General features: G+C 66.3%; 22 protein-coding genes. 9 read left to right on the top strand and 13 right to left on the bottom strand.

Annotated elements, in window-relative coordinates; all coding sequences use genetic code 11:
* Positions 1 to 1,482 (bottom strand): PucR family transcriptional regulator, encoded by a 1,482-nt coding sequence (locus JZZ72_RS19080; protein WP_210014903.1) that lies wholly within the window; start codon positions 1,480 to 1,482, stop codon positions 1 to 3.
* A gap of 176 nt (positions 1,483 to 1,658) precedes the next feature.
* Here JZZ72_RS19080 and JZZ72_RS19075 point away from each other — a divergent pair, with 176 nt between their 5' ends.
* From JZZ72_RS19075 to JZZ72_RS19060, 4 genes are all read left to right on the top strand, one after another.
* Entirely contained in the window at positions 1,659 to 2,690 is a 1,032-nt protein-coding gene (locus tag JZZ72_RS19075) for an ABC transporter substrate-binding protein (protein WP_043861358.1), read from the top strand.
* Positions 2,687 to 4,093 carry an NAD(P)/FAD-dependent oxidoreductase gene (locus JZZ72_RS19070; protein WP_054914599.1) on the top strand — a complete coding sequence of 469 codons (1,407 nt, stop codon included), beginning with the start codon at positions 2,687 to 2,689 and terminating at the stop codon, positions 4,091 to 4,093. The genes JZZ72_RS19075 and JZZ72_RS19070 overlap by 4 nt, the downstream gene beginning before the upstream one ends.
* 9 nt (positions 4,094 to 4,102) lie before the next feature.
* On the top strand, positions 4,103 to 4,450 hold the full coding sequence (locus tag JZZ72_RS19065) for a cupin domain-containing protein (protein WP_043861356.1): 348 nt from the start codon (positions 4,103 to 4,105) through the stop codon (positions 4,448 to 4,450).
* A 105-nt stretch (positions 4,451 to 4,555) separates the two neighbouring features.
* Positions 4,556 to 5,449 carry an AraC family transcriptional regulator gene (locus JZZ72_RS19060; protein ID WP_054914598.1) on the top strand — a complete coding sequence of 298 codons (894 nt, stop codon included), beginning with the start codon at positions 4,556 to 4,558 and terminating at the stop codon, positions 5,447 to 5,449.
* Between the two features lie 65 nt (positions 5,450 to 5,514).
* Here JZZ72_RS19060 and JZZ72_RS19055 read toward each other — a convergent pair whose 3' ends face one another.
* Together JZZ72_RS19055 and thpR are read right to left on the bottom strand one after the other, a co-directional pair.
* Positions 5,515 to 6,225 carry a hypothetical protein gene (locus tag JZZ72_RS19055; RefSeq protein ID WP_054914597.1) on the bottom strand — a complete coding sequence of 237 codons (711 nt, stop codon included), beginning with the start codon at positions 6,223 to 6,225 and terminating at the stop codon, positions 5,515 to 5,517.
* Positions 6,226 to 6,269: 44 nt separating this feature from the next.
* On the bottom strand, positions 6,270 to 6,812 hold the full coding sequence (gene thpR, locus JZZ72_RS19050; protein WP_043861354.1) for an RNA 2',3'-cyclic phosphodiesterase: 543 nt from the start codon (positions 6,810 to 6,812) through the stop codon (positions 6,270 to 6,272).
* A gap of 125 nt (positions 6,813 to 6,937) precedes the next feature.
* Here thpR and JZZ72_RS19045 point away from each other — a divergent pair, with 125 nt between their 5' ends.
* Entirely contained in the window at positions 6,938 to 7,960 is a 1,023-nt protein-coding gene (locus JZZ72_RS19045; RefSeq protein ID WP_054914596.1) for a hypothetical protein, read from the top strand.
* A gap of 9 nt (positions 7,961 to 7,969) precedes the next feature.
* Here the strand turns inward: JZZ72_RS19045 and JZZ72_RS19040 are convergent, their stop codons facing one another.
* Positions 7,970 to 9,043, bottom strand: a complete 1,074-nt coding sequence (locus tag JZZ72_RS19040; protein ID WP_043861352.1) for an NAD(P)-dependent alcohol dehydrogenase — start codon at positions 9,041 to 9,043, stop codon at positions 7,970 to 7,972.
* 319 nt (positions 9,044 to 9,362) lie between these two features.
* On the opposite strand from JZZ72_RS19040, the gene JZZ72_RS19035 reads away from it, so the two are divergent.
* Both JZZ72_RS19035 and JZZ72_RS28115 read left to right on the top strand, forming a co-directional pair.
* Entirely contained in the window at positions 9,363 to 9,692 is a 330-nt protein-coding gene (locus JZZ72_RS19035) for a hypothetical protein (RefSeq protein ID WP_210014902.1), read from the top strand.
* 34 nt (positions 9,693 to 9,726) lie between these two features.
* Positions 9,727 to 11,349 (top strand): ankyrin repeat domain-containing protein, encoded by a 1,623-nt coding sequence (locus JZZ72_RS28115; protein ID WP_146095009.1) that lies wholly within the window; start codon positions 9,727 to 9,729, stop codon positions 11,347 to 11,349.
* Positions 11,350 to 11,416: 67 nt separating this feature from the next.
* Here JZZ72_RS28115 and JZZ72_RS19025 read toward each other — a convergent pair whose 3' ends face one another.
* From JZZ72_RS19025 to araD1, 4 genes are all read right to left on the bottom strand, one after another.
* Complete coding sequence (locus tag JZZ72_RS19025) at positions 11,417 to 13,003, bottom strand: aldehyde dehydrogenase (NADP(+)) (RefSeq protein WP_210014901.1); 1,587 nt, start codon at positions 13,001 to 13,003, stop codon at positions 11,417 to 11,419.
* 31 nt (positions 13,004 to 13,034) lie between these two features.
* The gene (locus tag JZZ72_RS19020; protein WP_210014900.1) at positions 13,035 to 14,591 is read right to left on the bottom strand and encodes a UxaA family hydrolase; all 1,557 of its coding nucleotides are present in this window, start codon (positions 14,589 to 14,591) and stop codon (positions 13,035 to 13,037) included.
* 30 nt (positions 14,592 to 14,621) lie between these two features.
* On the bottom strand, positions 14,622 to 15,938 hold the full coding sequence (locus tag JZZ72_RS19015; protein ID WP_371920431.1) for an MFS transporter: 1,317 nt from the start codon (positions 15,936 to 15,938) through the stop codon (positions 14,622 to 14,624).
* 63 nt (positions 15,939 to 16,001) lie between these two features.
* Positions 16,002 to 17,000, bottom strand: coding sequence for an AraD1 family protein (araD1, locus tag JZZ72_RS19010; protein WP_210014899.1), 999 nt, complete (start codon positions 16,998 to 17,000; stop codon positions 16,002 to 16,004).
* Between the two features lie 112 nt (positions 17,001 to 17,112).
* Between araD1 and JZZ72_RS19005 the strand changes: the two genes are divergently transcribed.
* Positions 17,113 to 18,027 carry a LysR family transcriptional regulator gene (locus tag JZZ72_RS19005; RefSeq protein WP_078480357.1) on the top strand — a complete coding sequence of 305 codons (915 nt, stop codon included), beginning with the start codon at positions 17,113 to 17,115 and terminating at the stop codon, positions 18,025 to 18,027.
* On the opposite strand, the gene JZZ72_RS19000 is transcribed toward JZZ72_RS19005, so the two are convergent.
* The 5 genes from JZZ72_RS19000 to JZZ72_RS27860 all read right to left on the bottom strand — a co-directional run bounded on the left by JZZ72_RS19000 (position 18,017) and on the right by JZZ72_RS27860 (position 22,741).
* On the bottom strand, positions 18,017 to 18,832 hold the full coding sequence (locus JZZ72_RS19000) for a gamma-glutamyl-gamma-aminobutyrate hydrolase family protein (protein WP_043861344.1): 816 nt from the start codon (positions 18,830 to 18,832) through the stop codon (positions 18,017 to 18,019). The two genes, JZZ72_RS19005 and JZZ72_RS19000, sit on opposite strands and share 11 nt — an antisense overlap.
* A 306-nt stretch (positions 18,833 to 19,138) precedes the next feature.
* Positions 19,139 to 19,600, bottom strand: coding sequence for a DUF4870 family protein (locus JZZ72_RS18995; RefSeq protein WP_054914589.1), 462 nt, complete (start codon positions 19,598 to 19,600; stop codon positions 19,139 to 19,141).
* A 30-nt stretch (positions 19,601 to 19,630) separates the two neighbouring features.
* Positions 19,631 to 20,269, bottom strand: coding sequence for a glycine zipper domain-containing protein (locus JZZ72_RS18990; RefSeq protein WP_058540130.1), 639 nt, complete (start codon positions 20,267 to 20,269; stop codon positions 19,631 to 19,633).
* Positions 20,270 to 20,306: 37 nt separating this feature from the next.
* Positions 20,307 to 21,947, bottom strand: coding sequence for a hypothetical protein (locus tag JZZ72_RS18985; protein WP_210014898.1), 1,641 nt, complete (start codon positions 21,945 to 21,947; stop codon positions 20,307 to 20,309).
* A gap of 2 nt (positions 21,948 to 21,949) precedes the next feature.
* Entirely contained in the window at positions 21,950 to 22,741 is a 792-nt protein-coding gene (locus tag JZZ72_RS27860; protein WP_236066300.1) for a hypothetical protein, read from the bottom strand.
* A 197-nt stretch (positions 22,742 to 22,938) separates the two neighbouring features.
* On the opposite strand from JZZ72_RS27860, the gene JZZ72_RS18975 reads away from it, so the two are divergent.
* The gene (locus JZZ72_RS18975; RefSeq protein ID WP_210014897.1) at positions 22,939 to 24,669 is read left to right on the top strand and encodes a hypothetical protein; all 1,731 of its coding nucleotides are present in this window, start codon (positions 22,939 to 22,941) and stop codon (positions 24,667 to 24,669) included.
* The last annotated feature ends 266 nt before the right edge of the window (positions 24,670 to 24,935 follow it).

The raw sequence follows: 24,935 nt of genomic DNA, 5'->3' as shown, positions 1-24,935 counted from the left end.
TCAGGCCAGCCCCGCCATGCGCGCCGCGCGCAAGGCGAACCACAGCGTGGCCACGTCCTCGGTACTGTCCAGCGAGCGGCCGGTGATCTCTTCGATGCGGCGCATGCGGTACACCAGCGTCTGCTTGTGCACGTGCAGCTGCGCGGCCGCCGCCAGCCACGAGCGGTTGTGTTGCAGAAACACCTGCAGGGTGTGCAGCAGCTGGGTGTTCTGCTGGCTGTCGTAGTCGGCCAGCGGGCCCAGTACGTTGCGGAAGGTACGTTCGGCTTCATCCAGGCTCTGCGCCAGCCACGGTACGCTGGCGCCGGCCTGGGCGTAGGTCACCAGCGGTTGCGCGGCGCTGGTGTGGGCCAGTGCCAGGCGCGCCTCGCGCAGCGCCTCGACACTGCGCCCGGCGTGGCCCAGCGGGTTGCTCACCCCCAGCGGCACCTGCAGTTGCGCCTGCAGCTGCGGGATGCACTCGGCGGCGCCGAGCACGATCAGGTCATCGCCCTGAACCCGAATCAGCACGCGACGACCCTGGCGTTGCAGGGCTTCGTCGCAGGCCGCCGGTGACACCCCGGCGGCGCGGCCGAGCAGCAGGCAGGCCTGTTCGGCGCCGATGTCGAAGGCGGCCAGGCGCTGTTGTGCCTGATGCGCCGGCAGACGCTGCTGCAACAGGTCGTCCAGCAGCTCGGAGCCCAGGCGCAGGTTGCGCTCGTTGTCGACCCGCAGGCGCTCCAGCTCGATGCCCAGCACCGCCACCACATGGTGCAACAGGCCGTAGTCGAGCAGCCCGTCACCTTCGGCCACCAGCAGGCAGTCGGCCTGGGACGGCAGCGCCATCACCAGCAGCTCGCCCGCCTCCAGCGCGTGGCGCTGCACCACCGGCCGGTTGCCCGAGGTGTCGCGCTGGCGGGCCGCCAGCCATTGGCGCTGGCTTGTCGGCAGGCCGCCCAGTGCGTCGCGCCAGGGCGCGAGCGACGCGGCGTCGAGCAGGGTCAGGCGCGCCTGCACGTCCTTTTCCAGGCGCTTGAGCAGTGCGCCCAGGCCCAGCCCCTGAATGCTCATGCGGGCACTTTCGTAGACCCGGGTGATGGCATTGCGGCGCGCCTGCTCCTCCTGCTGGCCGGCATCGACGATGGCCCGCGTGACGGCGGCGAAGGGCACGCCGTAGTGGGTGAACATCACCGCAAAATCCAGGGCGTCGGCCCGCTCCATCAAGGCCTCGAGGTTGGCCGGGGCCTGCATGTTCTCGCCGATCATCATGCCCGCCAGGCCAGCGCCCGCGAGGTTTTCCACGTACGCGCGCTGGGCATCGGCATCGGCGGGTATGCCGATGCCGGTGGTCATCAGCAGGTCGGCGTCGCCCAGCCATTCGCTGGGGTCGGCCAGTTCGCACACGTGGGCCCAGCGTACCGGCTTGCCCAGCCCTCCGGCACCGCTGATGACGCGGGTGCGCAGTTCGGGCAGGGCGATGATGTCGCTGACAGACAGGGCCATGGGGCAGCTTCCGGGGCAGGGTGACGGCCAGTGTAACCGGGCATGGCGCGCCTTTGAACGGCTTTGTACGAACGTATGAAGGTACGCGGCTGAATCTTGTTTGCGTCTGATTGTGGCGACCCGGCTGCGGCTCGACACTTGGCCTACTGAGCCATCCCGACCCGGAGAACATAACAATGCACAAGAATCTGGCCTTTTCGCTCACCCTGATCGCTGCCGCTGCGTGCAGCACATCGGCGCTGGCCGACCTCACCGTGGTGTCCCACGGCGGGGCCAACAAGGCCGCACAGGTGGCGGCCTTCTATGACACCTACCAGGCACAGACCGGCACCCGCATCGTGGCCGGCGAGTTCAATGGCGAGATGGCCAAGGTCAAGGTGATGGTCGATACCGGCAGCGTCTCGTGGGACGTGGTCGAGATGGAGATGCCCGAGCTGGCACGCGCCTGTGAAGAAGGCCTGCTCGAAGAGTTCGCCCCCGACCCGGCCGTGGCCGCGCAACTGCTGCCCGGTGCGGTACAGCCGTGCGGCGTGGGCTTTTTCGTGTGGTCGACGGTGATCGCCTACAACGCCGACAAGCTCAAGGTGGCCCCCACCAGCTGGGACGACTTCTGGAACCTGGAGAAATTCCCCGGCAAGCGCGGGCTGCGCAAGGGCGCCATGTACACCCTGGAATTCGCCCTGCTGGCCGACGGCGTGCCGGCGGCCGATGTCTACACCCTGCTGGCCACCCGTGAAGGCCAGGACCGCGCCTTCGCCAAGCTCGACCAGATCAAGTCGAGCATCCAGTGGTGGGAGGCCGGCGCCCAGCCGCCGCAATACCTGGCCTCGGGCGATGTGGTGATGAGCTCGGCCTACAGCGGCCGGATCAGCGCGGTGCAGAGCCAGACCCCGCTGCGCATCGTGTGGAATGGCGGCATCTATGACATGGACGCCTGGGCCATCCCGCGTGGGGCCAAGAAGCGCGACGAAGCACTGAAGTTCATCAACCACACCCTCAAGGCCGAGCAGCAGAAGGGCTACGCCGAGCAGATCGCCTACGGGCCGGTCAACCGCGAGGCCTTGGGCCTGCTGAGCGAGCAGCGGGTCAGCGAGCTGCCCACCGGCAGCCCCAACCTGCAAGGCCAGTTGCCGATGAACGCAAGCTTCTGGGCCGACCACGGCGAACTGCTCGAACAGCGCTTCAACGCCTGGGCGGCACGCTCATGAAACTGACCCCCAGCGCACCGCTCAAACGCAGCTACTGGCTGGAAAGCGCCGAGCCCAGCCTCAAACCCGGCCCGGCGCTGCAGGGTGAGCACGACGCCGATGTGGTGATCGTCGGTGGCGGCTTCGTCGGCCTGTGGACCGCCCTGACCCTCAAGGAGCATGAGCCGGATATCCGTGTGATGGTGCTGGAACAGGACGTGTGCGGCGGGGGCGCCTCGGGGCGCAACGGCGGCTTCGTGATGTCGTGGTGGCCCAAGGTCGGCACCCTGGCGAGCTTCTGCACCCCGGAGCAGGCGCTGTTTCTGGGGCACAGCGCCGAGCGCGCGATCAGCGAGCTGGGCGAGTTCTGCCAGCAGCACCAGATCGACGCGCACTTTCGCCAGAAGGGCTGGCTGTGGACGGCCACCAGCCCCGCGCACATCGACACCTGGAACGCCACGCTGGCCGCCTGTGCCCGCCTTGGGGTAACGCCGTTCGAGCGGGTGCCGGCTGCCGAGGTGGCGCGCCGTTGTGGCTCGAAGGTGCACCTGGCCGGCGTGTTCGAGCGCAGCAACGCCACCGTACAACCCGGCGCCCTGGTGCGCGGCATGCGCCGGGTGGCGCTGGAGGCGGGGGTGGTGATTGCCGAGGGTACCGCGGTCAGCGATATCCAGCCCGGCACACCGGTGCAGGTGCTGACCCCGCAGGCGCGCATCCGTGCCGGCTCGGTGGTGCTGGCCACCAATGCCTGGGCGGCTGCCTTGCCGCAACTGGCGCGCCTGATCACCCCGGTCAACAGTTCCATCGTGCTCACCGAGCCGGTGGCGACCCGCCTGGAACAGATGGGCTGGACCGGCGCCGAGTCGATCACCGATTCGCAACTGATGGTCGACTACTACCGCACCACCGTGGATGGCCGTATCGCCTTCGGCAAGGGCACCGGGGCGATAGCCTACGGCGGCAGGATCGGGCCGGTGTTCAGCCACGACCCGGGCAGCATCGCGCTGACCGAGGCCGACCTGCGCCGTACCTACCCGATGCTCGATGACGTGCGCATCACCCATACCTGGTCGGGGCCCATCGACCGCACCTACGACAGCCTGCCGACCTTCGGCGGCCTGGGCGAGCAGGGCAACATCCACTACGGCATCGGCTGGAGCGGCAACGGCGTGGGCCCCAGCCGCCTGGGCGGGCGCATCCTGGCCAGCCTGGCCCTGGGGCGCAAGGATGCCTGGAGCACCTGTGCACTGGTGGGGCGCAACTGCAAGGCCTTCCCGCCGGAGCCGCTGCGGTATGTGGGCGGTTCGCTGGTGCGCAACGCCGTGATACGCAAGGAGCGCGCCGAAATGGCCGGCCACACCGCCGGCCGTCTCGATTGCATGCTGGCCCGCCTGGCCCCGGCCGGGCTTGAAGACAAATCCTGAGGACTGCACATGAACCCTGTACTGATTCACCTTGAAGACGACACGGCCTTCGGCCCCAGCGCGGCAGTCGGCGCCCCCCTGGGCGAGCCGGTAGCCATGGCGCGTACCGCTTTGCACCAGGAGCTGGCCGGGCAGGGCGCCAGCACCGGCTTGTGGGAATGTACGCCGGGGCGCTTCCGGCGCCAGGTGGTGCAGGCCGAGTACAGCTACATCATCAGCGGCGAGGGCAGCTTCACCCCCGAGGGTGGCGAACCTATCCCGTTCGGTGCCGGCGATGCGCTGTACTTTGCCGCCAACAGCCAGGGCACCTGGGACGTGCGCCAGACGGTACGCAAGACCTACCTGATCCTGGGTTAATGCTCCGATAGTCATGCCTGATCCTCCGGGATCGGGCGTGCGGTAGTGGCGGTGGGCAGCGAATCTGCGATGATGCGCGTGTCTGATCCTCTGATGCGGTACCCCATGCAGCTCACCTGCCACGCCGATGCCAATGCCACGCTTTGCGCCCTGATCCAACCCCTTGCCACCCGCCCGGGCCCGGTCGACACCCACCTGCCGCAGGTGCAGGTGTTGTCCTGGAGCCACTACGTGGCGAGCAGCCCGCAGATCTACGAACCGAGCCTGATGATCCTGGCCCAGGGCAGCAAACTGGCCCGGCTGGGGCCGCGCACCCTGGAATATGGGGCTGGCCACTACCTGGTGCAGGCACTGTCGGTGCCGTTCATGTGCGAAACCTTCGCCACCGAAGATGAACCCCTGCTGGGCGTGTCGGTGGCGATCGACCGCACGGTGCTGAGCGAACTGGTGCAGAGCATGGGGCTGGGGGCTGGCCAGGTGGTGGCGGCGCAGACGCCCGAGTCCATGACATCAGCGGCGCTGGATGCGCCGATGCGCGAGAGCGTGGAGCGGCTGCTGCGTTGCCTGCACGACCCGCTGGAAAGCCGGGTGATGGGGGCGGCGCGAGTGCGCGAGGTGTTGTACGTGGCCTTGCGTGGGCCGCAGGCCGGGGTGCTGCGGGCGCTGGTGGAGCAGCAGGGGCATTTTGCGCGCATCGCTGCAGCCCTCAGCCATTTGCGCGAGCATTACGCCGAGCCGTTGAGCGTGGAGGCGTTGGCGGGGCGGGCGAACATGAGTACCTCGACGTTTCATGAGCACTTCAAGCGCTGCACGTTGCTGTCGCCGATCCAGTACCTCAAGCGGTTGCGTTTGCTCAAGGCGCAGCAGATGTTGATAGGCGAGGGGTTGGGTGTGGCGCAGGTGGCGCATCGGGTGGGGTATCAGAGCACGTCGCAGTTCAGCCGCGAGTACAAGCGGCATTTCGAGCGCAGCCCGGGGCGGGAGCAGGCTTATCTCTAGGGAGGCGAGCGCGTGGCGCTCGTTCGCCGGCAAGGCCGGCTCCTACAATAGAGGTGGGCCACTCCTCATTCGGTGTAGTAGTAGCTCTTCAGGAACCGGAACTCATGCGCCTGCGCCTCGCACCACTGGGCAAACCCCACCGCCCGATCACCCGCCTGATACTGCGCCCAGGCCTCGAGCATTTCACGCAGGCTGCACACTTCACCATCAATGTAACTGCGGGTCGTCTCGGCCTCGATCAGCCGCGCCAGCGCACTGGCACGCGCAAGCTTCGTCGCCGCAACGGTAACGTCACCCAGAAACACCGACTCATGCAGGTGATGAACCATGAAATCAACCTCGCCCAGCTCATCCAGCGCCAACTGCCGCAACGCCACCTGATCCTGCGGGTCGTGCGCCAGTGCCGCCTGGAGCCACGCCGACTCGCCCGTCAGCTTGCCCATCCAGCGATAAGGCTCGGCCAACGCCGGGCCCTCGTCGCACCAGGCTCGCAGCACCTGCCTGAGGTAGCGGGTCAAGGCATGCGACAACAACTGATGCGCGCCACTGTTGCTGAAGGCAAGGTCGGCAATCTCGCAGACAATCGCCCGCTGCTGGCCCACCTCCCGCTGACGCGCACCGTCGAGAAACTCGTCCAGCGCCTTGAGCGCCGGCTTTTTCAGGCCCTGTTCGCGCAGCAGGCAATACCGCGAGAAACCGGCAAAGCCTTCACGGGAGGCATAGACCTCGCCAATGCGCCTGAGGCCTTCGAAATTGTCCTTGTTCCAGTAATACATGCTCTTCCTTGCCAGTCAGCGCCGACACCACGGTCGGCAGGGGTTCACGCCAGCGGCCACTGCGCTATCGGCTTGTAGCGGCCGCCACTGGACTCGAACAACACGAAGTCGTCGATGTTCAATCTGAACGCCGGTGGCTCCGGCGTCTCCGGTACATCACCCGGGTAGTCGCGCACCAGCGTCAGGTGCGCACGAAACTCACGCACGCTGTCTTCCACGCCCAGCGGCAGCAACGCCTGCTGCAGGGCATACACCCATTGACGCAAGGCCACCGGCGTCTGCGTGGGCTCCAGCACCAGTGCATCGGCGCGGTGCCATGCGACCAGCCGGTCCAGCTCCAGGCGCAGCGGGCCTTCTGGGCGCGGCACCGCCGCCATGGCGTCGCACAGCGCAGGCAGGCGCGAGACGCCGACTTCCCCAAGGAACATCAGCGTCAGGTGAAAATTGGCCGCAGGCACCGGACGACCACGGGTGATCCCCAGTGTGCTGCGCCATTTGCCGATGGCCCGGCATTGCTGCTCGGTACAGGGCAGGGCGATGAACAGGCGCTTGAACGGCTCGCCCGGGGTTCGCAGTTCACCTCGCATGGAAGCTCCCTTGAATGTGTGCAGGTGCCGACAGGGTACCGAGCAGCGCCGACCAAGGCCAGCCGTGGTTCCCGCGCCGCTCGCTATACTCCAGGCAAGCGCTTCACTGCACCGGGGGGCCGACCTTGAACCAGCGCATCTTGCTCGCCCTCTGCACCCTTGCACTGTTGCTGGCCATCGGCGGTTGCGCCCGGTCCCGGCCGACACCAGCGCCGCAACCCCCGGTGGTGCTGTCCCAGGCCGCCTGGCAACGTGTCGACTGGGACATCATCGACGCCTCCGAGGGCGCCAGCCGTTCCGCCCAGGACTATGCGCGACGCTCCATGAAGGTATGGAAAGACGCAGTGCACGCGCGTACCGAGGCGGACTTCATTCCGTGGTTCACCGGCTACTGGACCCAGCAGTGGCTGACCCTCAAGGTGGCCTGGTACAAGGTCAGCAAGAACCAGCAGACCGCGCCCGGCGAGGACCGCCTGGCGCTCTACCTGCAGGAGCAGTACCGCGAACGGGTGCTGGAGCCGGTGGCCAGGGAAATCAACCCGCAGCTGATCCGCGAGCGCGCCACCCAACTGTACGTGCAACTGCTCGGCCAGCAGCTGCAAGGTATCGGCCAGCGCTACCGCGCCGCCCCCGACCAGTTCGCCCTGCACCTGAACCGCATTCCCGCCATCGCCCTCGGCCCGCCGGCCGCACGCGACGCCTCGGTGCATCAGCTGATCACGGCCCAGCCACTGCTGAGCCTGCCGGCCTACCTGGCGTTGAACGAGCAGATCCAGAAGGCTGCGGTGGCGGCAGGCCAGGCGCCGTCCGACACGGGCCTGTCGTCGGTGGCCAAGCGCGCCAGCGCCCAGCTCGAAGCAACGCTGGTGCCGCGCGGCGCGGCCAGCGCGGTGGCGGCTGCGGTGGGCAAGGCGGTGGGGGCGCTGATCTCGGTGGCCTCGGCGGGCATCGGCGCGATGATGCACGAAAGCGAGCGCCCGGCCATGGTCGAGCAGCTGCGGGTAATCCTCAATGTGGCGCTCAACGAGGAATGGCAGGGCCTGATGCAGAACCCCGCCACCGGGGTGATGGCGGGGGTCAATGCGCTGTCGGGGCAGATCCGCGACAGCCTGGTGCTCAGCAGCGGCTTGCCGGCGATGCAGCCCTGATGGCGGTGCTTATGGAGTGATCGCGACTTTCATCACGCCGTCGCGCTGGTGCGCGAACAGTTCGTAGGCCGCCTCGATGTCGTCGAGCTTGTAGCGGTGGGTCACCAGCGGCTTGAGGTCGACGCTACCGCTGGCCACCACCTCCATCAGGCGGCGCATGCGCTCCTTGCCGCCGGGGCACAGGGTGCTGACGATGCTGTAGTCACCAAGCCCGGCGCCAAAGGCCGACAGCGGGATGGTCAGGTCGGAGGAATACACCCCCAGGCTCGACAGCGTGCCGCCCGGGCGCAGGATGCGCAGCGCCGACTCGAAGGTCGACTGGGTGCCCAGCGCCTCGATGCTCACGTCTACGCCACGGCCGTGGGTGAGGGCCATGATCTGGTCCACCACGTTGCCCTGCTTGAAGTCCACCACATGGGTGGCGCCCAGCTGGCGGGCTACCGAAAGACGCGCGGGCACGGTGTCGACGCCGATGATGGTGGTGGCGCCCATCAGCTTGGCCCCGGCCACCGCGCACAGGCCGATTGGCCCCAGGGCGAACACTGCCACCGTGTCGCCGATACGCACGCCGCCGCGCTCGGCCCCGGAGAACCCGGTAGACATGATGTCGGGGCACATCAGTACCTGTTCGTCACTCAGCCCGTCCGGGATCGGCGAGAGGTTGGCCATGGCGTCCGGCACCAGCACGTATTCGGCCTGGCAGCCGTCGATGGTGTTGCCGAACTTCCAGCCGCCGGCCGGTTTGAAACCGTGCGGCGTGCCGGGGCCGTCCTGGGACGAACAGCCACACAGGCAGGCATAGCTGTGGCCGCTGGGGGTGATGGCGCCGGCGATGACGCGCTGGCCCTCGGTGAAGCCCTTAACCTGGGCGCCGAGCTTTTCGATGATGCCGACCGGTTCATGGCCGATGGTCAGGCCCTTTTCCACCGGGTACTCGCCGCGCAGGATATGCACGTCGGTGCCGCACAGGGTGGTGGTGGTGATGCGGATCAGGGCGTCCGAGGGGCCGACCTCGGGGATCGGTTTTTCATCGAGCACGATGCGGTTCTTCTCGACAAAGATTGCAGCTTTCATGCGGGCCATGGTCGTTTCTCCTCAAGGGGGTACACGCGCAACTTCATGGGGCAGGGTGCGCCTGCACGGGCGGCGGGCTGTTGATCCGGGTCAAGCTGATGAGCATAGGCCATGGCGGGGCTCATCTGCGTAGGAAACAAATCACCGGGTTCCCAGGCTATTTTCATGATTTTTCGTTTTAAAACAGATAGTTAGGTAAATAAACTAAAGTTGTTTATGAAGTGAACTTAAATTGTAGGACAGGGTCATAGGTTGCTCATGCTGGCAGGTTGATATGAAAGTGCCAGCGTGCAACCCACAAGACAGATACGTGCTAAGGACTCGGTTAATGAAAATCATCAAGACGCTGATGCTCACCTCGCTGTTCGCCGCCCTGGCCGGCTGCGGCAGCGATGCCATCGAAGGCAAGTTCAACGTGCAGGCCAGCGTGATGGGCTTCAAGAGCAACGTGGGTACCGCAGAGCTGGACGAGGACTACATCACCCTGCTGGGCGACAAGTACGAGATCGACGAGTGGAAGCGTGACGGTGACACCGTCGTCGCCCGCGACAAGAACGGCACCGCGGTGATGAACGCGCGCGTCGAAGACAACGGCAACCGCCTGGTGGTGCTGGACGGCGGTGAGCTGGTCAGCATGACCCTGACCCGCATCAAGTAACTCCCCACGCCACATTCAACTCCAAGGACGTTCTGTGAAAAAAGTACTGGCTGTATCAGGCATTGCCGCGTTGCTGGCTGGCTGCGGGTCGAGTTACCAGTGGGACGAGGTCACCACCTCCAAGGGCAGCAAGGGCAAGCCCACTGCCATCTATGTGGACAAGAAGACCAAGGAGCCGGTGTCCGGCACCATCATCTGGAAGGAAGGCGACACGCTGATCTCCGAGTTCAAGGTCAAGAACGGCAAGGTCCAGGGCGACTGGGTTACCCACAATGCCGACGGCTCGGTGGCCATCGAGGCGCAACTGGATGACGGCCAGCTGACCGGCACCACGACCGTGTATTGCAGCGGCGGCGAGAAAAAGCCGCAGCAGCGCATCGTCATCGCCGGCAAGAAGCAGACCGATAGCCAGTTCGACTGCGCCAGCGGCCTGCAGACCCGCGAACAGGTCACGGTGCACGAAGAGGGCAGCAAGCAGAACGGTCGCACCCTGGCCCAATCGGCCTGGCGCGTGGTCAATGGCGAGCAGGTGCCGGCCGTGGTCGCCAACTATGACAAGGACGGCAGCGGCCAGCTCGATGGCGTGCAGGAAACCTTCTACCCGACCGGCCAGGTGCAGGAGCGCAAGCACTACAACCAGGGCAAGCTGGAGGGCCTGCAGGAGGAGTTCGTGCTGCTCGACGACGGCACCTACCGTCTGCGTAAGGTCACTGCCTACAAGGATGGCCAGCGCGATGGCGATTCGATCCAGTACTTCGCCTCGCCCGACTGGCCGGAAAAGACCGTCGAAAAACGCGAAACCTACGCGGCGGGGCAGGACACCGGCAAGACCGTGATCTACCGCGAGCTGGATGTACAGGTGCTGGTGCCGTACCAGGACGTGCCGCCCAACCACTACAAGCTCAAGGAAGCGCTGGCCGGCAAGTCTACCCGTGACGGCTACGTGGCCGATGTGGAGTCGCTCAAGTACCTGCTGCAGGCCTCTGACATCGACCTGAACAAGCCGCTGGTCGCCGAAGCCGAGCTGCCGGTCCACTATGTGGCCGAGAATGCCTACGACATGCTGGTGAGCCTGGGCGCCGACCCGCTCAAGACCACCGCAGAGGGCAATACCCGGCTGATGATGTGCCTGAAGAACGCGTGGCGCGATTGCTCGGACGCGCACTTCGACCAGCTGCTGGCCTTGTCCAATGCCAAGACGGCCAACCTGTTCGGCAACACGCCGCTGCACGAGCTGTGCAAGAGCAACAGCCTGACCAAGGAGCGCCCCGAACTGGGCCAGCGCCTGATCGCCAGCCAGGACATCAATGCGGTGAACTACGCGGGCCAGACTGCCTTGCACTACTGCATCACGCAGCGTGACAAGACCGTGGCCAATGCGCTGATCGCGGCCGGTGCCGATCTGGACAAGGCGGACTATTCGGGCGTTACCCCGGTGCAACTGGTGTTCCTGCGCGACCCGCGCCTGGGCCGTCAGAAGCAGGTGAGCTGGGACGCGGCGCGTATCCAGTACGTGGGCGGGCTGCTGGGCAAGTCCACGTTCAACTTCGAAGCGCCGTTCCCGGGCTTCGACAAGAGCCTGAAGCAGCTGATGATCGAAGCCAGCGATGCGCAGAGCGCAATGCTGGTTGACAGCCTGGCTGCCAACAAGGGTTGACCCCAGTCGCCGGGAAGGCTGGCCCCTGCAGGTGCAGGAGCCGGCCTTGCCGGCGAAGGCGCCCGCATCAGGCGCCGACAGCCTCGCGGCTCATGACGCCATCGACCAGCCGCTGGATTCCCAGCGGATTGGCATTCTGCAACGCTTCGGGCAGCAGTGCATCGGGGTAGTTCTGCAAGCACACCGGGCGCAGGAACCGGTCGATCGCCAGTGAACCCACCGAGGTGCCCCGGGCATCGGACGTGGCCGGGTACGGTCCGCCATGCACCATCGCATCGCACACCTCGACCCCCGTCGGATAGCCATTGAGCAGAACCCGCCCGACCTTTTCCACCAGCAACTCACCCAGCCAGCGGTATTCGAGCAACTCGGCCTGCTCGCCGATCAGGGTGGCGGTCAGTTGTCCGCGCAGCCCTTGCAATGCCAGCGCCAGCTGCGCATCGTCCTCTACCTCGATAACGATGGTGGTTGGGCCGAACACTTCTTCCTGAAGCAAATCATCACCTTGCAGCAACAAGTTCACATCGGCCTTGAACAGCTGGGGTTGCGCCTGGCGCCCGTTCTGCGCGGCCCCTGCCAGGTGCGTGAGGCCAGGATGGCGGTGCAGGTGCTCCAGCCCCTTGGCATAACTGGCCAGTGCCCCGGCATTGAGCATGGTCTGTGCAGGCTGTTCGGCCATCTGTGCGACGAAGGCGTGCACAAAGGCACTGAACGCCGGCGAGCGCACGCCGATGATCAGGCCGGGGTTGGTGCAGAACTGGCCGCAGCCCAGGGTCACCGAACCGGTCAGCTCGCGGGCGATGGCCGCCCCACGCACCTGCAGCGCCTGTGGCAGCAGGATGACGGGGTTGATGCTCGACATCTCGGCGAACACCGGGATCGGCTGCGGGCGCTCGGCGGCCATTTTGCACAGGGCGTTGCCGCCCTTGAGCGAGCCGGTGAAACCCACCGCCTGGATCGCCGGGTGGCGCACCAGCCATTCCCCCACGCCTGCGCCATAGATCATGTTGAATACCCCCGCCGGCATGCCGGTGCGCTGCGCAGCGCGCAGGATCGCATCGGCCACCCATTCGGCGGTGGCCATGTGCCCGCTGTGAGCCTTGAACACCACCGGGCAGCCGGCGGCCAGCGCCGAGGCGGTATCGCCGCCGGCCGTGGAGAAGGCCAGCGGAAAGTTGCTGGCGCCGAACACCGCCACCGGCCCCAGGCCGATACGGTACTGGCGCAGGTCCGGGCGCGGCAGTGGCTGGCGCTCGGGCAGCGCGCGGTCGATGCGAGCCCCGTGGAAGTCGCCACGGCGCAGCACGTTGGCGAACAGGCGCAGCTGCCCGCTGGTGCGCCCGCGTTCGCCCTGGATGCGTGCAGCGGGCAGGGCGGTTTCGCGGCATACCGTGGCGATGAAGTCATCGCCCAGGCCGTCCAGCTCGTCGGCGATGGCATCAAGAAATTCGGCGCGCCGCGTCGCAGGCAGCGTACGGAACTGCGGGTAGGCGCTGGCGGCAGCCTTGGCGGCGGCGTCCACTTCTTCGGCAGTGGCCTGGATGAAGGTGCACGCCAGCGCTTGGCCGGTGCTCGCATCCAGGCTCTGCAGTACGGTGGTGCCGGCAGCGCTGCGCTGGCCGGCGATGTAGTTGTGGCCGAGAACAGAGGTCATTGCGGGGTCCTTGTCGGTTGAGGGCAGGGGCTCAGGTGATGGCGCCGATCTGCCAGGGCACGAATTCGTTCTGGCCGTAGCCATGTTGTTCGCTCTTGCTGCGCTCGCCCGAGGCAATGCGCAGCATCAGGCGGTAGATGTGTTCGCCGCGTTCCTCGATGGTGGTGCTGGCGTCGGCGATGCCGCCGCAGTTCACGTCCATGTCGTCTTCCTGGGTTTCCCACAGGCGGGCGTTGGTGGCCAGCTTGATCGAGGGCGACGGTGCGCAGCCGTAGGCCGAACCGCGCCCGGTGGTGAAGGCGATCAGGTTGGCGCCGCCGGCGACCTGGCCGGTGGCCGAGATCGGGTCGTAGCCGGGGGTGTCCATGAACACCAGGCCGTGGGCACGCACCGGTTCGGCGTATTCGTAGACGTCCATCAGGTCGCTGGAGCCGGCCTTGGCCACGGCGCCCAGGGATTTTTCGAGAATGGTGGTGAGCCCGCCGGCCTTGTTGCCGGCCGAGGGGTTGTTGTTCAGTTCGGCGCCCATGCGCTCGCAGTAGGCTTCCCACCAGTGGATGCGCGCGATCAGCTTTTCGCCCACTTCGCGGCTGACCGCACGGCGCGTGAGCAGGTGCTCGGCGCCGTAGATTTCCGGGGTTTCGGACAGTATCGCGGTGCCACCGGCCGCTACCAGGCGATCCACCGCATTGCCCAGTGCCGGATTGGCGGTGATGCCCGAATAGCCGTCGGAGCCGCCACATTGCAGGCCGACGGTCAGGTGCCTGACGCTGACCGGCTCGCGACGCACCTGATCGGCCTCGGCCAGCAGCGACTTGACCTGGGCGATGCCGCTGGCAATGGTGCGCGTGGTGCCGCCGGTGCCCTGGATGGTGAAGGTGCGCAGGGTGTGGCTGCTGTTCAGGCCCTGGGCGGCCAGCAGGTCGGGGATCTGGTTGGTCTCGCAGCCCAGGCCGATCATCAGCACCGAGGCGAAGTTGGCATGCACCGCGTACCCGCCCAGGGTGCGCTGCAGCATCGCCAGCGCCTCGCCGCCGGGGTCGACCGCGCAGCCCACGCCGTGGGTCAGGGCCACCACGCCGTCCACGTTGGGGTAGGGCGCGAGCGCCTCGGGGTGGATGTCGCGGCGAAAATGGTCGGCGATGGCGCGTGCCACGGTGGCCGAGCAGTTCACCGAGGTGAGGATGCCGATGTAGTTGCGCGTGGCCACCCGGCCGTCGGCGCGCACGATGCCCATGAAGGTATCGTCGGTGGTGGCCGGTGTGCCCCTGGCGTCCACGCCGAAGGCGTAGTCGCGGGCAAAGTCGCCCATGGCCAGGTTGTGCACGTGCACATGCTCGCCGGCGGCGATGGGCTGGCTGGCAAAGCCGATGATCTGCCCGTAGCGGCGCAGCGGCTGGCCGGGGGCGATGGCGCGCACCGCCACCTTGTGCCCGGCCGGGATGGCCTGCAGCACCTCGATGTGCTCGGCCTGCAGGTGCAGGCCCTTGGGCAGGGGCTGGCGGGCGATCAGCACGTCGTCCAGCGGGTTGAGGCGGATCACGGCGTTGGCGGCGCTGTCGCTGCCTGTTGTTGTAATGAGTTGCATCTCAGTCATCTCCAGAGGCGTGGGCCGGGCTTACGCCAGGCCGCGCTCGCGATAGTCGATCAGGCCGGAGAACAGCATCAGGCCGAAGGCCATGACCACGAAGAAGATCAGGGCCAGGAAGTAGGAGCCGGTGAACTGCACGATCAGGCCGATCAGGATCGGCACCAGTACGCCGACCATGTTGCCGCAGAAGTTCATGCTGCCGCCCAGGATGCCGGCCTTGGACTTGCCGCCCAGGATCGCCGGCAGGCACCAGTACATGCCGCACCAGCGGATGAAGAACAGCGCGACGCACAGCAGGGCGATGACCCGCGCGGCATCCGGGGTGTAGGCCACCAGCAGGATGCACAGGGCAGCCACGGCGGCGGAGCCTGCGAACATGCTGCGCATCACGGTGTTGGGCTGGCCGCCGCTGGCTTTCCACTTGTCGGCGATCCAGCCGCCGATCAGCTCGCCGACGAAGCCGCACATGAAGATCAGGAAGGTGGCGCCGCCCATGGCCTTGATGTCCAGGTTGTGGGCCTGGTGCAGGTAGCTCGGCATCCAGGTCAGCAGGCCGTAGAACACGCTGTTGTAGCAGGCATAGCCGGCGAACATGGCCAGTACCGAGCGGCTCTTGAGCAACTCCTTGAGGATCGCCTTGCGCCCGTTGCCGTCGCTGGCCACCGCGTTGGCCTGGTTGATGTAGTCCAGCTCGGCAGCGTTGACCTTGGGGTGCTCGGAAGGGTGGTTGCGGATGTACCACCAGGCCCAGATGCCGACCACGATGGTGCCCACCCCGGCGATCACGAAGGCGATACGCCAGGAGTCGAACCAGGTGATCAGGCCGGCGATGATGATCGCGCCGAATGCGGTGCCCAGCGGCGCGCCGCCGTCCACCAGGGTGGCGCCACGCCCACGCTCGTTGGGGGTCAGCCAGGCGCCGTTGAGCTTGGCCCCGGCCGGCATGATCGGCGATTCGGCCACACCCAGGCCGACGCGGGTGATCAGTAGGGTGATCCAGTTGTGCGCGCCGCCGGCCAGTGCCTGGAAGGCGCCCCAGCCGATGGTGGCGGCGCCGATGATGTTGCGCACCTGGAAACGGTCCAGCAGCATGCCGCTGGGGATCTGCATCAGTGCGTACGACCAGAAGAACGCGCTGAGAATCAGGCCTTCCATGGCCGGGGTCAGTTCGAATTCCGCCGAGATCAGCGGCAGCGCCACCGACAGCGAGGCGCGGTCGATGTAGTTGATCGCGGCCAGCAACAGCAGGATCAAGAAGATGCGCCAGCGCACGGTGGTGGGCCGCTGGGCATCGGTGGCAGCCAGGGCAGGTGCCGGGGCGGCCTGCAAGGAGGTGTCTTTCATGCTCATCTCACTCTTATGGTTGTTATGAAATGCCGCGGCGGCGCGCGGGGCGCCGCCTGCGGTTCAGAGCGCTTTCACCTCGCCGGGTGAGATGGCCGAAGGCGTCACGCTGATGCCATTGCGCAGCGGGGCGCCGAACTCGGGCAGGCTGATTTCGAACACGTCGCCGGGCGCGGCCTTGACCTGGTCGGCGAACGACAGGGTCGCGGTGCCGAAGAAGTGCACGTGCACATCGCCCGGACGCAGGAACTGGGTGTATTTGAAGTGGTGGTACTCCAGGTTCTCCAGCGAATGGCACATGTTGTCCTCGCCGCTGAGGAATTCCTTTTCCCACAGCAGGTTATCACCGCGGTGGATACGGCTGACGCCGCCCAGGTGAGCGGGCAGCTCGCCGACCCGCAACTCGGGGCCGTAGGAGCAGTTGCGCAGCTTGGAGTGGGCCAGGTACAGGTAGTTGCGCCGCTCCATCACATGGTCGGAGAACTCGTTGCCGATGGCGAAGCCTACCCGGTAGGGCTGGCCGTCATCGCCGATCACGTACAGGCCGGCCAGCTCGGGCTCTTCGCCGCTGTCTTCGGCAAAGGCGGGGCTCTGGAACGGCTGGCCGGGGCGTACCACGATCGAGCCGTCGCCCTTGTAGAACCATTCCGGCTGCACACCGGCGGTGCCGGAGGGCGGGCGGCCGCCTTCGATGCCCCACTGGAAGATGCGGGCGGTGTCGGTCAGGGCGGTGCTGTCGTCGATTTTCTGCTGGTGCATCTTGTCGCGGGTCGAGGCGCTGCCCAGGTGGGTCAGGCCGGTGCCGCTGATCAGGCAGTGGGCGGGGTCGTCGTGGTCCAGCGGCGGCAGCACCCGGCAGTCGGCCAGGGCCCGGGCGTAACTGTGGGCGGTGGCGTCCAGGCCGCGGGCGAGCACTTCGTCGCACAGGCTGCGGGCGTTGCGAATCGCGGCCAGGGCCAGTTCACGCATGGTGCGGGTATTGCGTACCACCTGGATCAGGTCGCCTTCGATGACGCCGACGTGACGCGCGGCTGCAGGGGTTTCGAATTGGATCAGACGCATGCTGACTCCTGATTGTTCTTGTGGGGAGGGCTGTTGTCCGACACTTTAAATTTGCGTGGCTTTGCTGCCTAATGACAGCTGTTGACCGAGGGATAACCAAAAGTAATCACCTATGCTGCCACCCCTGACTACCATGGCTTCGCGCCTGCGCATGCGCCAGTTGCGCCTGTTGATCAGCCTCGACGAGCTGGGCTCGATCCACAAGGCCGCCCAGGCCCTGTCGATTACCCAGCCGGGCGCGACCAAGGCCCTCAATGAAATCGAATCGACCCTGGGCGCGGTACTGTTCGAGCGCACCAGCAAGGGGCTGGAGGCCAATGACCTGGGGCGCTGCGTGGTGCGTTATGCGCGCCTGATCAATACCGACCTGGCGCACCTGCGCGAAGAGATGATCGGTATTCTGCAGGGCCACGGCGGGCGGCTGTCGGTGGGGTCGATCATGGGGGCGGTACCGATGCTGGTGGAGGGCCTGGCGCGTCTGCGCGAGAGCCAGCCGGACCTGTCGGTATCGATCGTCGAGGACACCAGCGACCGCCTGCTCAGCTTGCTCGATCAGGGCCGTCTGGATGTGGTGATCTGCCGAACCAGCGTGAGCCCGCGACCGGGCGCCTATGTGAGCCGGGCCAGGCATCAGGAGCAGTTGGTGGTGGTGGCCAATCTGCAGCACCCGCTAGTGGGGTGTGCCGAGTTGAGGCTCGAGGCGTTGGCCGATTCACGCTGGGTGGTGTTCCCGGTGAACATGCCGATGCGCTTGACGCTGGAGCGAGAATTTCGTGAGGCGGGTTTGAGCTTTCCGCTGTATCCCATTGAAACTTCATCAACTTTCACCACGCTCACGTTGCTGTTGCAGGACCGTGGGCTGGTGGCGGTGATGCCGTGGGACTCGGCCAGGATCGCGCTCGAGCATGGGATGCTGGCGCAACTGCCGCTGGAATTGAACTCGCGCAGCGAGCCCTATGAGGTGGTCACGCGCAAGGGGGTGGAACTGCCGGTGCCGGCGAAACGGTTGGCGCGAATCAGGCCGTAGAGCCGACCTTCTTCGCCGCCTGACCCTTGGCTGCCTGCTGGCGGCAGGCCTGGCCGAAGGCTTCGAACATCTTCACCGAGTCCGGGTTCTGCGCCGCCTGCCATTCCGGGTGCCATTGCACCGCGAACAGGAACGGCGACAGGCTTGGTGCATGGATCGCTTCCACCAGCCCGTCTTCGGCACGTGCCAGTGGCTCGAGGCCTTCACCCAGGGTCTTCAGGCCCTGGCCATGCAGCGAGTTGACGCGGATTTCATCGCTCTGCAGCAGTTCTCGCAGCCAGCTGCCGGCTTCCAGGCGAACGCTGTGAACCTGGCTGTACTGCACATCAACCGGATCGTCGGGGTTCTCCCGGTGATCGTTGAAGCCTGGCTCGGCATAGACCTTCTGGTAGATGTCGCCGCCCAGTGCCACGTTGATTTCCTGCATGCCGCGGCAGATACCGAAGATCGGCAGGCCACGGGCGATGGCCAGTTGCACCAGCGGCAGGTCGAACAGGTCGCGGTCGCGGTCCTGGGCCTTGCCCGGGGTTTCGTTCTCCTGGCCATACAGCGCCGGGTCGATGTTGCTGCCGGCACCGGTCAGGTACACGCCGTCGGCCATGTCCAGGTACTGCTCGAGGTCTTCGGTACCGCAGCAGGTCGGAACCAGAACCGGCACGCATCCGGCATGGTCGACCAGGGGTTGGATGTACTTGTGGGTCATTACCTGGTAGGCATGGCCCTTGCGTTCCTGGGCACCCATGGTCATGAGTACGACAGGCTTGCGCAGGGTCTGATTCTTATTGCCAATGTTGCTGTTGGGCATATGTCACCTTGGGACAGGCTCGGCCTGTCATTGTTGTGCAGGCGCATCGGGAACCGCTGACGCTACCTGAGGTTTCGAGCACTGCCGAGAGCGCCTGGAAGGACGACTCCCGGTCGAAACCTGTGACATAGCTTGCCAGAGCCGTTAAATATGTCAAACGGCTTTACCCTGTGGCAGGCTAATTTCATTATGTTGTTTCTAGAAATACAACCCAATACCTTGTTTTATAAGGATTAATGTCAATTGTTAGCGTGCTTGGTAGTTCATTATATTTAACGTACGACTTTCGGCGTAGGCAACCAGGCCTCAGCTGGCCGGCTGGCCCTTGCGCCAGCGCCGCATGCCGGTGGTGATTGCATACAGCAGCCAGACAGCCCAGCCGACCAGCACGAACCAGCCGAACACGAAGGGTATGCCGATGACGCCCACCCCCAGCAGCAACAGGCCGATCCAGAACATGCGGATCTGGAAGGTGTAGTGGCTGCGGTCCAGGTCATTTGCGCCAGCGCGGCTCTGGTAGGCGTAGACCAGCCCGGCAGGCGCGGTGACCACCACCAGCAGGCTGATGAGGTACAGCACGTAGACCAGCATCGGGCCGTTGTCGCTGCTGCGGGTGTAGGTGCTCTGGTTCTGCTGCGCCTGGCGGTGGCGCGGCTTGTAGTAGGCCGTGTGGTCGGTGCTGTCGGGCTGCTGCGGTTGGCTTTGCGGCTTGCTCTGCGGCTTTGCGCGGCCATCCGGGTCGGGGCGTTGAATCTTGAAATCCTGCATGCTTGCTGTTCTCCACTGGAGTTGGAAGGCTTAAGCCTGGGCGTCGTGCATGACCTGAATCGCCGACTGGGTGCCGCGGGTCTGCTCGCGGTACTGGTAGGTGACCTTGTCGGTGGCGACCTTGCCGTTGTAGCCGCTCTTGATGGTTCTGACGATGTAGTTGAAGTCGCCCTTGCTGCGGGTGGTGACCACCACATTGGCCTTGCTGCGGGCACCGGACACGTAGCTGCCGACGCGGCCCAGGGGCTCCTTGAGGCGCTTGTCGCGCTTGTTGACCAGGGCCTGGGGCACGTTCACCTGCATGGAGTCGACGGCATCGATGCTGGCGGCGCCCACCGCATTGCGCTCGTCGGCCGGCACCGCGACCTGGCGGGTACTGACCTGCACGGCGGCTACGTCGGCAGACTGGCGCTCGATGTCGGCCTGCACCTGCCGGGCCTGCTGCAGGTCTTTCTGGCGGCCGATGTAGTAGCCGCTGGGGGCGCCCAGCGCGGCACCAATGGCGCAGCCCACACCGGGCTTGCCGCCGGTGCCGACCGCAATGATCGCGCCGCCCAGGCAGCCGGCAGCACCGCCCAGTGCGGTGCTGCCCATCTGCGAGTTCTGGCAGCCGCCGAGCAGCACGCTGCCAGCCAGTAGTACAAGGGTAAGGGTGGTCGAGCGGGTCAAGGTGGGGCTCCTTTCAGGCCGTGGCGGGGCGCTGTCATCAGTCGTTGTCGTGGTAGCCGTAGCTCAGGCCTTGCAGCAGGTGCAGGCGTATCGCTTCGTTTAGCGGGTAGAACAGCGGCTGCACCTGGGCGGTCCACTGCGCACCGTGGGCGATCACCCAGCCCATGGCGCCCAGGGTGCTGGCGCCTCGCTGCTTGAGGGTGAGAAACAGCGGCTGTTCGGTGACCTTGTTGCTGAACGGCATCGGCAGCGCCAGCACCACCACCGCGTACACCGCCAGCGCACCCCAGTAGGCGCGACGCGGCACCGGGCGCACGGCGCGCAGGGCGAACAGGGTGCATTTGAACAGGTGGGTGAAGGCCCCCAGCAACGAGAACAGCAGGGCGATCATCGGCACGATCAGGGCGCGGTAGCTGTCGCGGCCGATGTCGGCCTTGTCGTTGCGCTCGCCATAGCGGGCCGGCTCGACCAGGCGTTCTTCGAGCAGTTGCTGGGCATCCAGGCGCAGGGTCGGGCGGTAGATCGCCTGTTCATAGGCGTCGAGCGACCAGTCGGGCTTGAGTGACAGGCTGTCGGGCAGGTACAGCGCGCTACGCCAGCGCTGCTGGATCGCCGGGTCGGCGAAGAACCCCTGGCGCGACAGGCCGGGTTTGATCCAGTCGCCCTGGATATGTTTGAACAGCTCGGTGCCGTAGGCGCCGCTGGCATGGCCCTGCACGCGCTTGGCCACGGCCAGGTTGAAGCCGGCGCGGTCGCCGGGTTGCCAGTTGTCACTCACCTGAATGCCCTTGTCATCCAGCATGCGGCGCACCTGCGGCCAGTGCCGGCGCGGCACGTTGCCTGGGGTCAGGCGGCGATTGCGCTGCTTGAGGGTCTGCACGTAATCGTCCCAGGCCTGCTGCTGATGCCGGGCGATGGCGGCCGGGCTGGTGGCGTCCAGGTAGCGCTGGCTGCCCTGGCGGTAGTTGCCGTACAGCTCGTCCAGCTCGGCCAGGGCCTCGCGGTAACGCTGGTAGTTGTCGGCCAGCGGGCCGCGGCGGGTTTCGGCGAACAGTTCGAAGAAGGCCAGGCCCTGCTGGCGCACCCGCTCTTCGAGGCGATCGACCGACTGCAGCAGGATCGGCAGGGTGGCCAGCAGGGTCTTGCCCTCGGGGCGCTTGTAGTCGTCAGTGCCCAGCTCCAGCCCCTTCAGGCCGAACTCGCGATGCACCAACAGGTAGCTGATGGGCACGCCCAGCACGGCGCGGGCACGCTCCTGCGGGGTGGAGGTGGCGACCAGGTGGTTGATCAGGGCCAGCTGCGCATAAAACACCACCAGCAGGCAGCTGCCCACCGTCAGCGCAGACCAGGCCAGCGTGCGGCCCAGGCTCCAGTACTGGCTGCAGGCCTTTTTCAGTACCCAGCCCAGGCCCAGCAGGGCCACGGCGGTGCCGGCGATCAGGCGTCCGTAGAATTCGATCGACTCGACCTGGGCGGGGCTGGCCAGCCCGCCCACCACATCCAGCAGGCGTGCGTTGAAGCCCATCTCGACGAGCAGGTAACACAGCGTCAGCCCCAGCATCAGGCGGGCCACGAAGCGTTGCTGCTGGCGGGGCGTTGACGCACGTGCCACGACAGGCCGGCGCAGCCACTCGCGCCATGGCCGGCCCGTCAGGTCGGGCGACAGGCGGCTGTTCACGGCTAGTGTTCCAGCTCGGAGGTCAGGTCGAGCGTCACCCGGCGCTGGGCCGGCGCTGCGGTTTTGGCGCGGTCGACCACTTCAGTGGCGACCTGGGGCGTGACCTGCGGTGCGGCCGATGGCGCTGCTGCCGGGGCAGGCGTTGGCGGTTTGGCTTCGACCCTGGCCACTGCGGGCGCGGGCCTGGGTTGCGGCGGGGGCGTCGGGGCCACGGCGTGCTGGACGGGTGCAGGGCGTGGCGCTGCGGCCCTGGCAGGGGCTGGTGTCGCCTTGGCCAGGCCCTTGAGCAGGTTCGGCAGGTCGACCCGCAGCGGGCCGCGGAACTGCCGGTCGAGCGACGAGTAGGTCCAGGCCGCCGACTGCGTGCCGTTGAGCTGCATCGCCACCAGGCTTTTGCCGTCTTCGGCGCGCTGCAAGGCCAGCATGTCGGAACAGCCGCCCAGGCGGTAAGGCCCCCACGCCGAGGTGCCGGACAACACCACCAGCGCGCTTTGCGAGTCGCATTGCGGCGTGCGGTAGCTGAGCACCACGGCGGTTTCGCCCTGCAGGTCGTAGGTGCCCTCCACATTGGTTTCGCGCCACTGCGCTGGCAGCTGCAATTGCAGCTTGCGCTGGGGCAGCGTGAGGTAGGCGTGCCCCTGTGGGGTTTCCATGTGGTTGATCGGGCCGGCAGCCGAGGGGTGGGTGCCGATCAACTGGTCGGCCAGCGCGCCGGATGCCTGGAAGGCGAGCCCGGCCATTAGCCAGCAGGCCAGGGCGAGTGCGCTGAAACGTGAGGGGGTGTGGTGTTTCAAAGAGTGCTTCCCTGTACTGATGGCGCGCGTGACCCGCTGCGCGGGATGGTAGCACAGGGCTACATATTGGGCAGTTTCCTACAAGAATTGCTGACAACCGAAACGTGACGCGTAGCGCACGCCAGGGGCGGCGTGGCATTCTGTGGCGTTACGCCAGCAGGCGAAAACAGGACGCGCGCATTGAGACGGAGTAGACGATGACCCAGGCATTCACCCGCACCGTGGAGCAAGCACTGCGCAGCCGCCTGCAGGGGTGCGGCTATGACACCTCCGATCTCGAGCTGACCGTGCAGCAGGTCGAGGACAAGGGGCGCGCGGTGAGCGTGAGCCGGCGCTGGAGCCTGGTGACCGAAGTGCGCCGCGAGTCGGCTTCGGTGGGGCTGCGGATCAATTCGGTGAGCGAACACCAGCTCGAGCAGTCGATGGCCGAGCAGCGTCAAGTGCTGCTGGGCAGGGGCGCGGCGCATTACAAGAACCGTGTGCTCAAGGGGCTGGGCAGCAATCCCGCGCATTTTCTGCGCAGCCAGCAGGTGAAGCTGTTTGCCCTCGACCCGCTCTACACCAGCCATACCTGCGGCACCTGCAGCGGTTACGGCAAGCAGCGCTGCACCGCGTGCAACGGCAGTTGCAAGCTAAGATGCAGCAGTTGCAGCGGCAAGGGCCGCACGCAGTGCTGGGGCTGTGGCGGCTCCGGCCGCACCGGCAGTGGCAGTTGTGCCTACTGCATGGGCGCAGGCGGCGACAACTGCCCCAGTTGTGTGGGGGGCTCTGTGGCGTGCGGCTGCATGGGGGGGCATGTGACCTGCGGCGGCTGTTTGGGCGACAAGTTCATCTGCACCCGCTACACCCTGGAGGTGTCGGCCAAGGCGGTCGGCAATTCGGTGCACCTGAAGTCCAACGATACCTGGCTCAAGCCTTACGTCGACGAGTGGGGGGATGAGCCCGAAACCATCGAGCGGGCTGCCGAAGGGTTCGCCGCGCCCTATTACCCGGACAACACACCCGAGAAGGGCGACCTGGTACTGAGCGTGGACGGCACCTGCTATTACAGCCAGGCCCAGGTGCGTGCCGGACGGCGCAGCATCCGTTGCAACATGCTTGGCCGCTACCGGCATGTGGTGTTCGATGACGGGCTGGCCGCCAGCTACTTCGACAGGGTGATCGAGCAGTTGGAAAACCCGGCAGACATCGAACAGGTGGCCCTGGCCAGCGAGCGTTCGGTGGCCCGGCGCATGATCGAGGAGTCTGGACACGTGAATTACGTCAGCCAGCTGTCGGACGTGAAAAACGGCACGGTCAGCCCCGAGCAGGCCAATCGCTTCTTCGCGTTGCGCAAGAACGCCTCGGACCAGCAGACGGCCCTGCGCAGCAAATTGGAGCCCAGGCTGGTGCTGCGCCGTGCGCTGGGTTACTTCTGGCGGCTGAGCCTGCTGATGCTGGTGCTGTTCTTTTTCAGCGCGGGCAAACTTCTGGAGGTGAAGTTCGGCGGGCCGCAGGTGCTGTTCAGGGCCGATGGCCCGGCCACGGTGTGGGCCATGTTCAAGCACTACCTGGTGCTGCCGTTCACCAGTCCGATCAACGGGGTGATGCTGGTGGGCGTGGGGCTGCTGTGCACCTGGCTGTTCAAGGACATGCTGTGGCACCGCATGAACCGCTTCATGGGCAAGGGCCCGGGCAATCGGCTGCTGGCCGCCGTGGTGCTGGCCTTCTGCCTGATGCCGCTGCTGGCGTTGTTCCCGGACACGCCGATCGCCCTGCTGCGGGACGGGCCACGCCTGCAGCACATGCTGCCCAATGCGCTGGTCGGCATGCTGGGGGCCTTGCCCACGCTGGTGCCGCTGTCGCTGCTGCTGGCCCTGGTGTTCAACCGCGCGCTCAACGCGCCGGCCATCGATGCGCGGCTGCGGCGCATGAACTTCGACGTGTGAGGGGGCAAGGGCAGGGCGTGTACCTGTCCTATACTTCGCGTATCCGCAACAGCTGGCTGTCGTTGACCGGATCGAGACGTCTCGATGCCGCCGGTAGTGCCTGTAGTCGTAGTCGCAGCTGAGCCGTCACTCAATCAGCGCTGCGCAGGGGTATAGCCATGGACATCGTGAGTCTGGTCATTCAGGTCATCAGTGGTGTGGTAGGCGGCAATGCCGCCGGCATGAGCAAGCAGAGCATGGGGCCGTTGCTCAATTCGATCTTCGGC

Origin of the sequence: Pseudomonas palmensis (assembly GCF_017848315.1) — a bacterium.
In the GTDB taxonomy this organism is placed as follows: Bacteria; Pseudomonadota; Gammaproteobacteria; order Pseudomonadales; family Pseudomonadaceae; genus Aquipseudomonas; species Aquipseudomonas palmensis.
This window is presented reverse-complemented; position numbering and strand designations above follow the sequence as displayed.

Bases quoted from the DNA above. Each gene is read 5' to 3' on its own strand.
- thpR (WP_043861354.1), bottom strand. From the start codon at position 6,812: ATGCGAGGTGAACTGCGAACCCCGGGCGAGCCGTTCAAGCGCCTGTTC.
- JZZ72_RS19065 (WP_043861356.1), top strand. From the start codon at position 4,103: ATGAACCCTGTACTGATTCACCTTGAAGACGACACGGCCTTCGGCCCC.
- JZZ72_RS19070 (WP_054914599.1), top strand. From the start codon at position 2,687: ATGAAACTGACCCCCAGCGCACCGCTCAAACGCAGCTACTGGCTGGAA.
- JZZ72_RS19025 (WP_210014901.1), bottom strand. From the start codon at position 13,003: ATGACCTCTGTTCTCGGCCACAACTACATCGCCGGCCAGCGCAGCGCT.
- JZZ72_RS19035 (WP_210014902.1), top strand. From the start codon at position 9,363: ATGAAAATCATCAAGACGCTGATGCTCACCTCGCTGTTCGCCGCCCTG.
- JZZ72_RS19040 (WP_043861352.1), bottom strand. From the start codon at position 9,043: ATGGCCCGCATGAAAGCTGCAATCTTTGTCGAGAAGAACCGCATCGTG.
- JZZ72_RS19005 (WP_078480357.1), top strand. From the start codon at position 17,113: ATGCTGCCACCCCTGACTACCATGGCTTCGCGCCTGCGCATGCGCCAG.
- JZZ72_RS19080 (WP_210014903.1), bottom strand. From the start codon at position 1,482: ATGGCCCTGTCTGTCAGCGACATCATCGCCCTGCCCGAACTGCGCACC.
- JZZ72_RS19015 (WP_371920431.1), bottom strand. From the start codon at position 15,938: ATGAAAGACACCTCCTTGCAGGCCGCCCCGGCACCTGCCCTGGCTGCC.
- JZZ72_RS19000 (WP_043861344.1), bottom strand. From the start codon at position 18,832: ATGCCCAACAGCAACATTGGCAATAAGAATCAGACCCTGCGCAAGCCT.
- JZZ72_RS19060 (WP_054914598.1), top strand. From the start codon at position 4,556: ATGCAGCTCACCTGCCACGCCGATGCCAATGCCACGCTTTGCGCCCTG.
- JZZ72_RS19055 (WP_054914597.1), bottom strand. From the start codon at position 6,225: ATGTATTACTGGAACAAGGACAATTTCGAAGGCCTCAGGCGCATTGGC.
- JZZ72_RS19020 (WP_210014900.1), bottom strand. From the start codon at position 14,591: ATGCAACTCATTACAACAACAGGCAGCGACAGCGCCGCCAACGCCGTG.
- JZZ72_RS18995 (WP_054914589.1), bottom strand. From the start codon at position 19,600: ATGCAGGATTTCAAGATTCAACGCCCCGACCCGGATGGCCGCGCAAAG.
- JZZ72_RS18975 (WP_210014897.1), top strand. From the start codon at position 22,939: ATGACCCAGGCATTCACCCGCACCGTGGAGCAAGCACTGCGCAGCCGC.
- JZZ72_RS19075 (WP_043861358.1), top strand. From the start codon at position 1,659: ATGCACAAGAATCTGGCCTTTTCGCTCACCCTGATCGCTGCCGCTGCG.
- araD1 (WP_210014899.1), bottom strand. From the start codon at position 17,000: ATGCGTCTGATCCAATTCGAAACCCCTGCAGCCGCGCGTCACGTCGGC.